General features: G+C 60.5%; 11 protein-coding genes. 3 read left to right on the top strand and 8 right to left on the bottom strand.

Annotation, left to right across the window (positions count from 1 at the left end):
- Positions 1-19: 19 nt before the first annotated feature.
- The 5 genes from QRN50_RS23000 to QRN50_RS22980 all read right to left on the bottom strand — a co-directional run bounded on the left by QRN50_RS23000 (position 20) and on the right by QRN50_RS22980 (position 5,571).
- Complete coding sequence (locus tag QRN50_RS23000; protein WP_054092236.1) at positions 20-1,129, bottom strand: contractile injection system protein, VgrG/Pvc8 family; 1,110 nt, start codon at positions 1,127-1,129, stop codon at positions 20-22.
- 255 nt (positions 1,130-1,384) lie between these two features.
- Positions 1,385-3,298, bottom strand: coding sequence for an arginine decarboxylase (speA, locus tag QRN50_RS22995; RefSeq protein ID WP_003399746.1), 1,914 nt, complete (start codon positions 3,296-3,298; stop codon positions 1,385-1,387).
- 88 nt (positions 3,299-3,386) lie between these two features.
- Positions 3,387-3,758 (bottom strand): translation initiation factor Sui1, encoded by a 372-nt coding sequence (locus QRN50_RS22990; RefSeq protein WP_024641019.1) that lies wholly within the window; start codon positions 3,756-3,758, stop codon positions 3,387-3,389.
- Between the two features lie 188 nt (positions 3,759-3,946).
- The gene (locus QRN50_RS22985; RefSeq protein ID WP_003399749.1) at positions 3,947-4,492 is read right to left on the bottom strand and encodes an NUDIX hydrolase; all 546 of its coding nucleotides are present in this window, start codon (positions 4,490-4,492) and stop codon (positions 3,947-3,949) included.
- Entirely contained in the window at positions 4,492-5,571 is a 1,080-nt protein-coding gene (locus tag QRN50_RS22980; RefSeq protein WP_011268997.1) for a DUF2333 family protein, read from the bottom strand. Before QRN50_RS22980 ends, QRN50_RS22985 begins: the two co-directional genes overlap by 1 nt.
- A 264-nt stretch (positions 5,572-5,835) precedes the next feature.
- Here QRN50_RS22980 and QRN50_RS22975 point away from each other — a divergent pair, with 264 nt between their 5' ends.
- Complete coding sequence (locus QRN50_RS22975) at positions 5,836-7,491, top strand: response regulator (protein ID WP_003399755.1); 1,656 nt, start codon at positions 5,836-5,838, stop codon at positions 7,489-7,491.
- Positions 7,492-7,498: 7 nt separating this feature from the next.
- On the opposite strand, the gene QRN50_RS22970 is transcribed toward QRN50_RS22975, so the two are convergent.
- Together QRN50_RS22970 and QRN50_RS22965 are read right to left on the bottom strand one after the other, a co-directional pair.
- Positions 7,499-8,308, bottom strand: coding sequence for a response regulator transcription factor (locus QRN50_RS22970; RefSeq protein WP_161632406.1), 810 nt, complete (start codon positions 8,306-8,308; stop codon positions 7,499-7,501).
- Between the two features lie 166 nt (positions 8,309-8,474).
- Positions 8,475-8,945: an A24 family peptidase gene (locus QRN50_RS22965; protein WP_011268994.1), complete on the bottom strand. Its 471-nt coding sequence runs from the start codon at positions 8,943-8,945 to the stop codon at positions 8,475-8,477.
- A 74-nt stretch (positions 8,946-9,019) separates the two neighbouring features.
- Here QRN50_RS22965 and QRN50_RS22960 point away from each other — a divergent pair, with 74 nt between their 5' ends.
- Both QRN50_RS22960 and QRN50_RS22955 read left to right on the top strand, forming a co-directional pair.
- On the top strand, positions 9,020-9,475 hold the full coding sequence (locus QRN50_RS22960) for a TadE/TadG family type IV pilus assembly protein (RefSeq protein WP_003399758.1): 456 nt from the start codon (positions 9,020-9,022) through the stop codon (positions 9,473-9,475).
- On the top strand, positions 9,465-12,245 hold the full coding sequence (locus tag QRN50_RS22955; RefSeq protein WP_024660921.1) for a PAS domain-containing sensor histidine kinase: 2,781 nt from the start codon (positions 9,465-9,467) through the stop codon (positions 12,243-12,245). Before QRN50_RS22960 ends, QRN50_RS22955 begins: the two co-directional genes overlap by 11 nt.
- On the opposite strand, the gene QRN50_RS22950 is transcribed toward QRN50_RS22955, so the two are convergent.
- On the bottom strand, positions 12,242-14,275 hold the full coding sequence (locus QRN50_RS22950) for a TadG family pilus assembly protein (protein ID WP_096126875.1): 2,034 nt from the start codon (positions 14,273-14,275) through the stop codon (positions 12,242-12,244). The genes QRN50_RS22955 and QRN50_RS22950 overlap by 4 nt on opposite strands.
- Positions 14,276-14,408 lie beyond the last annotated feature (133 nt).

The raw sequence follows: 14,408 nt of genomic DNA, 5'->3' as shown, positions 1-14,408 counted from the left end.
CCGCACAGTTGCTGCTACGTCATTCACTGCTGCGCGGATCACTCGATGGGCTGGCAAAGCTGACGCGCGGGCTGCTCAACGTGAGGCCACTGTCGTCGATCTGTACCGTGCTCGCTCCGGCATCGACTGTCAGTGTGCTGCCTTCAGCCAGTTCCAGGCGGGTCCCGTCCGCCAGTTGCAGTTGTCGGTCTGGCCCGGTGATCACCTGCCAGTCGAGGTGCATCTCAACATTATCGGCACGTGCTTGATCATTCCTGCGACCATCTTTGTCTGCCAGCGCTGACAAACAGCCGGTAATCTGCGGCGGGCGGGTATCGTCTGCGCAAAAGCTCACAATCACTGCCATGCCACCCCGACATTCGATGTCCAGCCCCGCAGCCAGATGCAGCCAACAGCCGGCGTCGGGGCCCTCGGGGCGTTGCCACTCCCATTCGAGGCGAACATGCACCCGGCCTGACGCATCGGTCCTGGCCGGTTCGCCGTCGCGACCGCTGATCCAGCCACGCTGCAGTGGCGCAATGGCGGGGCGCGGTGCCGGGACAGGTGTTTTGAATCCGGCTTCCCGGGGGATGGCACCAAAGACCAACTCGTGGCGGCGACGCGAGTGGACGAAATGGTAGTGAATGCCTTCTTCTGCGCACAGCCGCTGGACCAGTTGCAGGTCGGACTCCTGGTACTGCACGCAGCTTTCGCGCTCGCTGCATTGCGTCTGCTGGGCAAAGCGGAAGCAGTGCTGCAAACCATGTTCTTCCAGCACCTGGGCGATGATCCGCGTGGCGGTCATGTGCTGAAAGATACGTGAGTGGTGGCGTAGCCCGAGGCAGGCCAGTCGAGGTCCCATCAGCAGCGTGTAGCAGGCCGGGCCGGGGTGGTAATGCTTGCGGGTCGCGCCGTGAATCTGACCGTGAAAGCCTTGCCCATGAAATCCGGGCTCGCTACCGCAGCTCAGCCAGGCAGGTTTGTACATCAGGCTGGTCAGGTCCAGATCGAAGCCGTCGCCGAGGATTTCCAGCTCGATGGCATACGGCTGGCTGATCGCTTCGGTTGCGCTGAACGATACGACGCTGAAACGGCGCTGCAGGCGGGCAATCTCCAGATGAAGGAATGGCGCGCTGGCGGGGTCGGACATGGAGGGCTTCTCTACCGGGAATGCGACCGCGGATTCTCGCGCAGAAGCCGGGCAGGGTAGAGGTCTGCAGGTAGAACAGGACGTTGCCTACAGCAAGTGTTGGCGGGGGATTACATCGAGTGGGGGCTGTATGAGTGCGGAGCATGGGGGGCGGTGGTTACGGGCACCTCTCGTTCCTCACGCTCCGCGTCACGAACTGCATGCCAATGCGCAGCATTGGCACGATAAGCAGTTAGATCTGGCTCCGCGCAACGATCAGGACGACAGGTACGACGAGCGGGTCAGCCCCAGGCGCAAGGCATCGAGGAAGTAGGTGCGCTCGCGTGGGGTGATCTTGGCGCTGGCGACCTTGTCCCGGTAATGGGTCATCAGTTCTTCCGGCGACAGGTGCACGTAGCGCAGCATGTCTTCGATGGTGTCGTGGGTTTCGATGCCTGCGTGGTAAACGCTGCCGTCCGGGTTCTGGTAGATGTTCACCGAATCGGTATCACCGAACAGGTTGTGCATGTCGCCGAGAATTTCCTGGTAGGCACCCACCAGGAAGATCCCCAGCAGATAGTCTTCGCCTTCGTTCAGCGAATGCACCGGCATGCTGGTCTCGATGCTCTGCTCGTCGACGTACTGCTTGATCTTGCCGTCCGAATCGCAGGTCAGGTCCTGCAGCACGGCGCGGCGCACCGGCTCTTCATTCAGGCGGTGCAGGGGCAGAATCGGCAGCACCTGGCCAATGGCCCAGGTGTCCGGCAGGCTCTGGAACACCGAGAAGTTGCAGATGTACTTGTCGGCCAGCTTGTCGTTGAGCTCGTCCAGCACCTGACGATGCGAGCGTTGACGGGCTTTCAGCGAGTTGTACAGGCGACGGCAGACGGCGAAGTAGCATTGCTCGCCCAGCGCCTTTTCCGACAGGCTGATCTTGCCATCGGCGTACTGGGCCGCGATGTCGCTCATGTAGTGCGTGGCGCGCCAGTAGGTTTCGGTGACCATCTCGATGTCAGTCGGGCCCAGCAGGTCGACCAGCCATTGCACGGTTTCCGGCAGGCTGGCCTTGTCGGCGATTTCCGGGACTTCGTCGTTGTGTTTTTCGACGTCGGTCACCTGCACCACCAGCATGGCGTGGTGGGCGGTCAGCGAGCGGCCGCTTTCCGAGAAGATATGCGGGTGCGGCAGGCTTTGCGCGTCGCAGAATTCCTTGAGCATGCCGACCACGACGCCTGCATAGTCGTCCATGTCGTAGTTGATCGAGCTGGCGTTGCGCGAGTGCGTACCGTCGTAATCGACCCCCAGACCACCCCCGACATCGATGTAATCCACCGGCAGGCCGAGCTTGCGCAGTTCGCCGTAGTAACGGATCGCTTCCTTGAAACCGTGCTGATAGTCGGCCAGGTTGGCGATCTGCGAGCCCATGTGGAAGTGCAGCAGGCGGATGCCCTGATCCAGGCCGGCCTTGCGGAAACGCTCGACCACCGACAGCAATTGCGCGGCCGACAGACCGAACTTGGATTTCTCGCCACCGGTATCCGCCCATTTGCTCGACGCCAGGGAAGACAGGCGTACGCGCAGGCCAACCTGGGGAGCGACCTTCAGCTCGGCGGCTTCTTCGATCACCAGTTCGACTTCGGACTCTTTCTCGATGACGATGAACACGTTGTGGCCCAGCTTCTGGCCCATCAGCGCCAGACGGATGAACTCACGGTCCTTGTAACCGTTGCAGACGATGGTGCCGCCTTTGGGCGCCAGTGCCAGCACCGCCATCAGCTCAGGCTTGGAGCCCGCTTCCAGGCCGATGGAGACGTTCTGCGTGGCAATGATGTTTTCCACCACCGCTTCCTGCTGGTTGACCTTGATCGGGTACAGCGCGGTGTACTTGCTCTGGTATTCCAGGCGCGCGATGTTGCTGTCGAACGCGCCGGTCAGCTGACGCACACGGTCCTGCAGAATGTCGGGGAAGCGCACCAGCAAGGGCAGCGACAGGCCGCTCTTGCGCAAATTGTCGACCTGTTCGTAAAGATCGATGGGCGAGCTGTCCGGCCCGTTGGGACGGACTTCAACGCGTCCCGCTTCGTTGATAGCAAAATAACCCGCGCCCCAATGGCGAATGCCGTAAACGCTGCGGCTGTCCGCAACGGTCCATTGGCTGCCATCGTCTTTACGTGTGCGTCTTACGGACATCGAAGTCCCCTATAAATAAGTCGTTGCGCCAGCCTGAAGCTGGCTGCGCGCATTGTAATGGGTGGAAATGACGATTTGATTCGCGGGTTCAGCCGCCGGACTTTTTAGCCTTGAAGCCTTTTTTGATCAGCTCTGCCAACAGCAGTTCGACGTGATCGCCCTGAATCTCGATCACGCCTTCCTTGAGCGATCCGCCTGTGCCGCAGCGTTGCTTGAGAGCCTTGGCCAACTCTTTGAGCGGTTCTTCGGCCAGCGGGACGCCGCTGATGGTGGTGACGGTCTTGCCGCCCCGGCCCTTGCTTTCACGGCGTACACGGGCAATGCCGTCACCTTCGGGGATGGCCGTCTGTTTGCAGGCGCACTCGGCAACGGGTTGACGACAATCGGGGCAGTGGCGCCCAGCGTCGGTTGAAAATACCAGGCCACCCAGGGCGGCGAGAGAAGCGGCTTTTTTAGCCACGCAAACATCCTCTTGTTGAGGACTGAAGATGGGTCGGACTCGTACGAGCCATCGACCGCGAAGCCCCACTCTGGCAGGGGCAGCGCTACTGAAACGGCAGGGCCGGTCCAGTTTGAAAAGGTCGCGCAGTGTAACGGCAAACAGGCCGGTTGCTAAGGGGCTGGATGTGCCAATTGCTGAACACTCGCTTACTGCTCGTTCTCTATCTGCTTGAGGTAGCGTTTCAGTGCCGCCAGGGAGTCGGGGCACCAGGGATTATGCTCAGCCTGTTGCAGAACTTCGGCGATGGGCATGAAGCGCGCCTCCAGGACCTCTTCAGGTTGCAGTTTCAAAGGTCCGTCCCATACGGCTGAAAACACTGCACACCAGAGCCGGTTGCCCGGCTGATCGAAGAAAAACTGTTCGTGGGCCTGCAGCGGTACGCCACTGACCCCCAGCTCTTCTTCCAGCTCGCGCGCGGCAGAGGCTGCGTAGCTTTCATCGGCCTGGACCATCCCGCCTGCGGCTACGTCCCAGTAGCCGGGATAAATCGCCTTGCTCAAGGTACGCCGATGCACGCACAGCTCACCAAGACTGTTGAACAGCAGTATATAAGTGCCGCGTCCGATCAGTCCGCGTTCACGCAGGTCAGCGCGGACCAGCGAACCGAGCAGTCGATCCTGTTCGTCGACCCAGGCGATCTGCTCGGCATCCGAGGCGGCGCGGTGCGCGGCCTCGTTGGCAGGTATGGACATCAGCCCTGATTCAGCAGCTGGCGCAGGTCGATGACCGCGGCGTTGGCACGCGAGATGTAGTTGGCCATGACCAGCGAGTGGTTGGCGAACACGCCGAACGGGCTGCCGTTGAGAATCATCGGGCTCCACATCGGCTCTTGTGAGGCTTCCAGCTCACGAATGATCTGGCGCACGCTGACCGTCGCGTTCTTCTTCGCCAGTACATCGGCAAAATCAACCTCGATGGCGCGCAGCAGGTGCGACAGGGCCCAGGCCTGACCGCGTGCTTCGTAGAACACGTTGTCGATTTCCAGCCATGGCGTTTCGACGATTTCCTCGTCGACCTGCGGTACTTCACCGGGTTTGACCGACACAGCGGCTTCGGTTTTCAGCGTGCTGTTGAGTTTGACCCGGCCAACGCTGGCCGACAGGCGTTGCGACAGCGAACCCAGGCGGGTGCCGACATCGCCCAGCCAGTTGTTCAGGTTGTCGGCGCGGGCATAAAACAGCGCGCCTTTCTGGTTGGGATCGGACAGGCGTGCCTGGTAGCGGCTAAGGGAGTTGATCCCCTCGGCGTACTGCGACTCGCTGGAAGGCAGCAGCCAGCTGCGATTGTTGAAGTTGAACAACGGCTCGGCGCGGGCCAGATCGCCATCTTCAGCCGATTGCGACTGGGAGCGGGCGAAATCCTTGCGCAGCGCACGACTCAGATCACGCACCTGCACCAGCACGCCGTATTCCCAGCTCGGGATGTTGTCCAGCCACAGGCCAGGTGGCATGCGGTCGTTGGACAGGTATCCACCGGGCTTGTTAAGCAACGTGCCCGCCACGGTCTTGAGCGTTTCAACCGTCGTGTAGCCGATGACCATCTGTTTGCCTTCGCGCTCGGCGGCGGCTTGCGCATTCTGTTGTACCGGGAACAGCGCAGGTTCCTTGCTCCAGTACCAGCCGACTGCCAGTGCGACGAGCAGGTAGATCAAGATCAGGGCGCCCAGCGCACGGCTATAGAACAGGTTACCCAGGTAACCGCGGCGTTTGGTCGATGAAGTGTCAGCGCTGCGCGCACCCGCGCTGCCTGCGCGGTTCTTCCAATCCAGCATGGTAGGGTCCTTTCGATCTTGAGTTGAATGCTTCACGAGGCGTTCGACCGCAACCTTACCTCAAGGTGCGGCTGACAGACATTATCTTGATATTTGAACTGTAACGATCATAGGCGCAGTCTATGCATCGATTGATTTTGCATACTGGCTATGCGCCATCAAATTGTTGTCAAATAAGTGACTTACGACGCTGTTCTGTTGTAACGGAGGTGCTAGCATAGCGCCATCAGCCGTATCGCTCAGCAAAACCACAGTAGTCTGACCATGACCGACCACGAAGACCCTAGCCGAGATCGCCTGAAGCATCACTTTGCCCAACGGGTCATTCACCAGGCGCGCCAGATTCTGGAGACGTGGCAGCGTCTGCAAAAGGCCGAATGGTCGGTCGGCGATATGGCCGAGCTCAAGGAGTCCACGCAGCGTCTTTCGCGCTTCGCCGAGCGTTTCGAGCAGGCAGAACACAGCGCTCTGGCGCATGAGATCAGCCAGGCCCTCGATGCGGTGGAAGCCAATCGCGGTCGCCTCAACAGCCGTGTCATCACGGATCTCAATCGTCTGATGCAGCGCCTTTCCCGAACCGGGCTGCGGCACGGCGATCGTTTCGAGCAGACGGCGCTGCCACCGTTGCGCAAGCCCGTCTATATAGTGCTTCAGGATCACGAGCGGGCCGAGCGCCTGGCCAAGCAGCTGGAGTTTTTCGGGCTGGCGGCGCTGTCGCTGCACAATGTCGCCGAGTTTCAGCGGGCGATGGCACAGCGGCACCCGGCAGCGATTGTCATGGATGTCGATTTCAGCGGGCCGGGCAAGGGTCTTGAACTGGCCTCTCAGGCTCAGGAAGGGCTGGAACAGAAGCTTCCGCTGTTGTTTTTCAGCCTCAATGAAACCGATACGCCCACCCGCCTGGCCGCCGTCAGGGCCGGTGGCGAAGAGTTTCTGACCGGCGCGCTGGAAGCGTCGAGTCTGCTGGAAAAAATCGAAGTGCTGACCTGCGTGGCTCAATACGAGCCTTATAAAGTGCTGATCATCGACGATTCCCGCGCGCAGGCGCTGCACACCGAGCGTGTTCTCAACGCCGCCGGAATCGTCACGCGGGTGTTGCTCGACCCGATTCAGGCGATGTCCGAACTGGCCGAGTTTCAGCCCGACCTGATCATTCTCGACATGTACATGCCGGGGTGTACCGGTACGGAGCTGGCCAAGGTCATTCGCCATAACGACCGTTATGTCAGCGTGCCGATCATTTATCTGTCGGCCGAAGACGATCAGGACAAGCAACTCGATGCCATGAGCGAAGGCGGCGACGATTTTCTGACCAAACCGATCAAACCCCGTCATCTGATCACCACGGTGCGCAACCGTGCTGCCAGGGCGCGAAGCCTCAAGGCACGCATGGTCCGCGACAGCCTGACCGGGCTTTACAATCACACGCATATTTTGCAACTGCTGGAAGATTGCAGCTTTCGTTCGCGACGTGAGGACAAGCCGCTGTGCTTTGCCATGCTCGATATCGACCACTTCAAGAAGGTCAACGACAGCCACGGCCACCCGATGGGGGACCGCGTCATCAAGAGTCTTGCGCTGTTTCTCAAGCAACGCTTGCGCAAAACCGACTTCATCGGGCGTTACGGCGGTGAGGAATTTGCCATTGTCATGCCGGACACCGACATCCAGAGCGCCCACAGGGTGCTGGATGACATCCGCCATCGCTTTGCAGAGATCCATTACCCGGCGCAGCCCGCCGATCTGTTCTGCACCTTCAGTGCCGGGGTGGTTTCTCTCGGTGCCCATGACGACAGCCTGAGCCTTGCCTCCCAGGCGGATACGGCGTTGTACTGCGCCAAGCACGCCGGCCGCAATCGGGTGCATTCGGTGCTGGTCGATGTGCCTTATCACGTCGTATTGAACGGGATCGAAGCCTGACTTCCGTTCAGCCCTGGCTTTCGCTCTGCCTTTGCCGCTCTGCCGATTTGCCCGGTGAAAATGCCAATGCCAATTGTGTGCGGTTATGCATGTGAGTCAGGCGCAGCACTTGCGACACATAGAGTTTTACAGTGTTTTCAGTAATGCCCAGTTCGCAGGCGATCTGGTAATTGGTCAGTCCGGTGCTGACCAGGCGCGCCACATCCAGCTGGCGGGGTGACAACTTGGCCAGTGCCACCGGCATTTGCCCGTCACGTTGCTGCCCATCACGTTCTTGGCGGTTACGCATTTTGCGCTCGGTTTGAGGCCTGTTCTGGACGCTGTCCAGGTTCTGATAAAGATCGTCGATGGAGGCGGCCAGAAACTGGAGCTTTTCGTTGAGCAGGCCCAGTTGCTGGCGGGTTTTCTGCCGCTCGTGCAGCGCCTGGACTTGCAACTGCACAGCCTCGAGCAATTCTTCCAGATCGACCGGCTTCTGATAATAATCGGCGATGCCGGCCCGAAGCGCCTTGATGACGTCTTTTTTCTCGGCCTGGCCGGTCAGCATGATGGCCTCGAACAGGTGCGTCTTGCCGCCAGCCATCTTCATCGCTTCGACCATCTCGATGCCGTTCATGCCGGGCATTTCCAGATCGCAGAGTACGATGCCGATGGTGCTGTCGGCGCTGAAATGCTCGATGGCCTCAAGGCTTGAATGGCAACGCACACACTCATAGCCGCTGCTCTCCAGAAACTCGCAGAGTTCTTCAACGATAAGGGGCTGGTCATCGACCACTAGAACTTTCGTGAGCGGGTAGTTATCCACAGGCAACTCCATGCTGTTAGGGGGCCGCCGACGGCGCCCCGATCCATTCAGCAAAACATGACTCGGCGTTATTCGATCAGTGTGGGTATTGGTGACAGTACGTCATGGCCATGACTTAACCGTAGTCGTACTTTCTGACTATGTACATAGCATTAAAATTTCCCGCGCTGTTATTCGACTAGTGGAGCAGTGCCGTGCTCAGGAGTAAACCGGCGAATAAAAAAGGTGAAAAAGGATGTTTATCTGGCGCCGCAGGGTTCATATACCGATAGCGTTGCGCAACCCATTGCTGTGCAAGCGGCCAGGCACTCTTTCCGACGATAAGCCAGGTCGCCATGGCAACACCCGCGCCAATAAACGTACACAGCAGATAGGCACTGTTCGAGGCCAGCGCCAACGCCGTCATCAGTTTGACGTCTGCGGCGCCCAACTTGCCGAGTGCGTAACCGGGCAATGTCAGCGCCAATGCCAGGGTCACGGCCAGCAGGGCCTCCAGCGCAGGCGAGCCGAGCCAGGTCATACCGGTCAACGCCAGGTAGATAATCGCCAGCGCTGCTGCGCCGAGTGTCAGTCCGTTGGAAATCTGCTTGCAACGCGCATCCTGTTCGGCGCAAATTGCAAACCAGATCAGCAGGAAAAATAATTTCATCACGCCGAAGACATCCTGTTATCGGGAAAGATCTATGCTGTGTTGATGCATTACATGTCAGGGTAGACGTCGATATGAAAACTGTTCTGCACCACACCTTGCCCCGTCGTCAACAGGGGGCCGCCGCTATTGAATTCTCTGCGGTGTTCGTTATTTTCTTTGCGGTGTTCTACGGCATGGTGAGTTATAGCCTGCCGTTGCTCATGGTTCAGTCATTCAATGCCGCCGCCAGTGAAGCGGTGCGCAGAAGTGTGGCCCTCAGTCCAACAGTTACCGGCTATAACGATTTGTTAAAGAGTCAGGCTCAGAGTGTGGTCATGAACCAGTTGTCGTGGATACCCCCTGCGCTGGGATTCAATATCAACCATACCAGCGTGACCTATAGCGCAGGCATTTTGACCGTGACCATCCAGTACCCCAAGACCCGACTGGCTCAGGTACTGCCCTTGTTGACTCTTCCAGGCATTGGCGAGGTTCCGCGCTTGCCCAGCAACCTGACTGCACAAGCGAGTCTGCAACTTGTCCCTTGAAAAGAATCGTTTGAGCCGTTGGCTGGGCCGTGGTGAAGCAACGCAGGTGCCGCAGCCCTTGCCGATATCGAGCGAGCCCGGTCCGATCGGTGCGGACCTTTATCTGCTGCTGGATGACGAAGGCCGTATACAAAGTATCAGCCCGCACTTGCTCTCTCGTCTGGACATCGCTGCGCCACTGCCGGCTGCCCAGCGATTGATGAGTCTGCTGCTGCCCAACAGTGCACTGGTTATCGAAGGTGTGCCGCGTGACTGGCTGGGGCACATGCTCGACCTGGACTTCAAGGGCGACGATGCACATACCTTGCACGCCCGAGGCTGGGTGCAGGCGCATGGCAAGGGCTGGCTCTTGCAATTGCTGGATATCAGCGACCTGATGGAGGAAGCCAGTGCCGCGCGCAGCCGCCAGCAGTGCCTGCGGTTTGCCGGGCAGATGGCCGAGCGTGTGCGAGGGTGCAATGTCGACCGCCTGACTGCCGTGGTGAGCGAGCAACTGGAGGAACTCGCGCAGCTGTGGCGCATTCCCTGTGTGGCGCTGGTGTTGCCGGAGGTTGGCGGTGTCGGCTGGCGTGTTTATTGTCAGTACAGCGCTCATACGGCGCCCGAGTTGTGGCAGGTCGGGCAGCGGCTGGGCACTGCGCTGGATCGATTCAACGTCGATGCCACGCAGCAGTTGAGGTTTGGCGGCAGTGTCGATGCGGGAGCGCTGCAAAGTGTTTTCGGCAACGCTGACGGTTTTCTCATCCCCCACAGCCGCGATAACGTTGCCAAGGCCTGGCTGATGTTCGGTTTTTATAACGCGCAGCAGCAGGCGCCGGACCTGGGCGAGCGCGAGTGGCTCAACCTGTGCTCGGCGCTGGCCGGGCCGGTGCTTTTTCGAATGTCCGAGCAACATAACCGTCACCATGTCGAACGCCTGGCGGTGCTTCAGGACCTGCTGGGCACCGGGTGGTGGGAATTGCTGCCGGATCGTGACGAGGTTCTGCTGGCACCGCAGCTGGCTCGCAGTCTGCGTCTGGGCGACCGGGTCGAGAGCCTGTCGCGTCAGGACTGGCTGGCACTGATTCATCCCGCCGATCGACAGGAGCTGTCCAGTCGCCTCGCCCAGTTGCGCGACAAGGGCACGCCGCTGTTGCTCTGTGTACGTCTGGCACAAAACGACCCCGCTCAGGAAACCCTCTGGTTTCGTATTCAGGGGCAAGCGTTGCACAGGGGGCAGGTGCAGCGGGTATTGGGCTTCATGCTGGACGTCAGCGATATCAAGAATCAGGAAACCGAGGCCGCCGCCGCCCATGCCCGGCTGGATAACCTGATTGCCAGTTCGCCCGCCGTGATTTACGTGCAGCGTTATGATCACGGCAATCTGGAACCCACCTTTTTCAGTGACAGCCTCACGCCTTTGCTGGGCTGGACGCTGGCCGATTGCGTCGACGGGCAACTGGCGGGGTACATCCATCCCGACGACCACGACATCTGGTTCGAGCGTAATCGCCAACTGCTGCGCGAAGGATTCGTCAGCCGCCGTTTCAGGTTGCGCAACAGGAACGGCCAATACCACTGGCTGCTGGACGAGGCGCGACTGCTGCGTGACGACCTCGGCATGCCGGTGGAGGCGGTGGGTCTGTGGCTGGATGTGACCGAGGCCACCCTGGCCGCCGAGCATATACGGCGTAGCGAGGAGCGTTACCGCATTCTGGTCGAGGATTCGCCGGCCATGATCTGCCGCTACACGCCGGACCTGGTGTTGAGTTTCGGCAACCGGCCGCTGGCCAGGTATATGGAGTGCACACCCGAGCAACTGACCGGGATCAACCTGGGAGACTGGCTGTCGGACGAGCAGCGCGAGGCATTCATCAAGCGTATCGGCCAGCTGACTCCGGAAGCGCCGGTGAGTACCGAAGAAATCTGTATCGAGCTGCCGGGACGCGAGTATGCCTGGTGGATATGGGCCGACCGGGGGGTATTCGATGAACACGGCAAACTGGTCGAAGTGCAGGCGGTGGGCCGTGACAACACCGATGTACGCCGCTCGCGCATGCAGTTGAATCAGAGCGCGAAGATGGCAACGCTTGGCGAGATGTCCACCGGTCTGGCCCACGAGATCAATCAGCCGCTCAACGTCATGCGCATGGCCGTGGTCAACGTCCTCAAGCGTCTGGGTCGGGGTGATGTGGACATCGAATACCTCACTGAAAAGCTCAATCGCATCGACACCCAGGTGCAGCGCGCCGCCCGGGTGGTCGATCATATGCGGGTATTCGGTCGCCGCTCTGAAGTAGAAGAGCAGCTGTTCGATCCGGCCCAGGCGGTCGAAGGCACGATCTCGATGCTGGCTGAAGGCATGAAAGGCAAGGGCGTGCAGCTGCGGGTCGGCGGGATGATCGACGCGGTGCGGGTTCGTGGTCATGTCGATCAGCTTGAGCAGGTGCTGATCAACCTGATGGTCAACGCCCGGGATGCCTTGTTGTCGCGCCGGGAAAAGGACCGGGATTTCGAGCCGTGGATCAGTGTCGAGGCCGAGCGCGATGAAAATATCATCCGCCTGGCGGTTCAGGACAACGGTGGAGGCATTGATCCGCGGTTGCTGGAGCGCATTTTCGAGCCGTTTTTCACCACTAAACCGGTAGGTGTCGGCACCGGGCTGGGCTTGTCCGTCAGTTACGGCATCGTCGACCAGATGGGCGGCCAGCTCAGCGTCGCCAACATCGGCGAGGGCGCTCGCTTCCAGATCGAGCTGCCGATATTCAACGCCGATCAGCCCGGCAGCTAAATCACCAGCGTCGCCTGACCCAGGTTGCAGCTCAGGTTGGTGCCGACATCGGTAGCCCCCATGCTCACACCCAGTGATTCGAACAACGGGTCGACGACCGACGTCAGCAAGCGTGTCAGGGTGTCGTCGACAATCGCATCCAGCGCCAGGGTCAGGCTGTTCAGTGTGGTGGCCGCACCGGTGATGACGTTGCCCAGCACATTGCTGGTCGCCGGTTTATACACATTCACTTTCACGCTTGAAGCCGTGCCGTTGAGCAAGGTGCTCGGTTTGGTGTGTGCAACGCGTGTCAGGTAAAACGGGGCACTGTTGATCTCCGGCAGGTTGGGCGAGCTGAACGTCGTGCTGGTCACCGTCGAGCTGCCCAGTGCCGACTGGCTGACGTTGTCGAAGGTAAGGCCGATACCGCCACCCCCGAAAGGCTTGCGGGCGGTGCAGTTACCCAGCAGCCCGGCGATTTTCTGACAGGTCATGGTGCCGATATCGATGACCGGCACCGGCAGGGCGGTGATGGCCGCCGGATCAGTGCTGGCGGGGAAGGCCGACGAGCTGTCGATCGAGCCGATCCTGGCGCTGAGCAGCGCTGCGTCGGTCTTGACGTTGAGGGTTTTGCTGGCGTTGCTGGTACAGGTAAAACCGGTGACGTAGCTGTCGGCGCTGGCCATTGACAGGCTCATGTCGATTCTCGGGCCTGCGCTTGATGAGCTGTCGGTCAGAAACTTGAAGTCGGTCACCATGCAACTGCTCAGTCCCAGCGCGCAGGAGGCCGAGGTCCCCAGCCCGGCGAGGTTCAGGCCCAATGCGCTGTTGAGGATCGGCGTGAGGCTGCCGATCACCGAACCTGCGGTATTGGCCAGCGAAGTGATTGTGCCGAGCACCGGCAGGTTGATCGACACCAGCGCGCGCATCTGTGCCGTGCGTACGTAAATCCGGTTGGCACCGTCTCGCGGGTTGAGCGGGTCGATTTTGCTCGGGTCGCCGATCGCCGACAGCTGAGGCGGCTCGATCACCTGAATGCGTGTGGTGACCTGCGCCAGCCCGGCGACATTGATCTGGGTGGCGGTCAGAACGCCGGTCTTTTCGTTGGCCAGTTGCGCGAGGCCCTGGACCAGATCCATCAGGCGCAGATTGGTGTTCAGCGCGGCGAGGTCCGTGCCGCTCTGCACTGAGAGCAGATCACCCAGCAGCACGGTGGTCGTTCCAGCCGCCAGCTTCAAGGCTTGGAGGCCCTGAATGGCGGCGGCACCGCCCAGCGTCGCGTTGGGGCTGATGACGTTGATTGCGCTCTGCAGCAACTGACTGACCGAGACCGAGGTGTTGAGTACATCGTTGTAGCCAATCGCCGTAAGGCTGAGGTCGGTTTTCAGCCTGTTCAGGTAGCTCAGCAGGCTCAGGTTGGTGTCTGCGATGCCTTGCCAGTTGGCAACACTCAGGTTCAGCGTACCGCCCAGCAGGCTGCCGACCACCGGGTTGAGGAGGGCGGCGCCGGTGCTGTCCACAGTGACTGCCGCACTGCGGATGGTCAGTGCCGCCAGCGGCGAGGCGCTGGCGGCCACGGCGGTGGCGCTGATCGTCACATTCGGTGGGGAGGGCGTTTTTTCGAACAGGGCGCCAATGCCGGCTGCAATGCTGCGCGGCACCGGATGCGCCGCAACCACCTGAATAGCCAGCGCTTGCGTCGAGTCGGCGACAAATACGCGAGGTCCCGCGACGTCCACCGCAAGTGTTCCGCAGCGAGTCACCAGGGTGCGGCCATCGGTATTCGGGGTGAAACCGTTGCGTGTAGCGCTCTGACTGGCGAAATCGGGCGCCGAGGCCGCCGTGCCGCTGCACGTCCCTCTACGGCCTGCCGCTTCCAGGGCGGCAATGTCCGCAACCCGTTGCAACGAGCGCTTTTCCAGGTACAGCCTGCCGCTGTCGATAACGGTCAGCGTGCACAGCAGCGCCAGGCCCATGGTCAGCGCCGCCATCAGGCCGATTGCGCCGCGCTGCCGGGAAGGCAGCGCCGTATAACCATCCAGTGCAGACATCAACACTCCTTCGATCACGCCATCGCACACTCATTTGTCGCTGGAGAGTGTAGTCAACGCCTCGAAAGAGCACTGGCAAGGTGCCAGATTTGAGAAGTGTCGCACCCGTTGCGCGCGGGTGCGATCAGTTCTG

Source organism: Pseudomonas sp. MEJ108, from assembly GCF_030208985.1.
GTDB classification, from domain to species: Bacteria; Pseudomonadota; Gammaproteobacteria; order Pseudomonadales; family Pseudomonadaceae; genus Aquipseudomonas; species Aquipseudomonas fragariae.
This window is presented reverse-complemented; position numbering and strand designations above follow the sequence as displayed.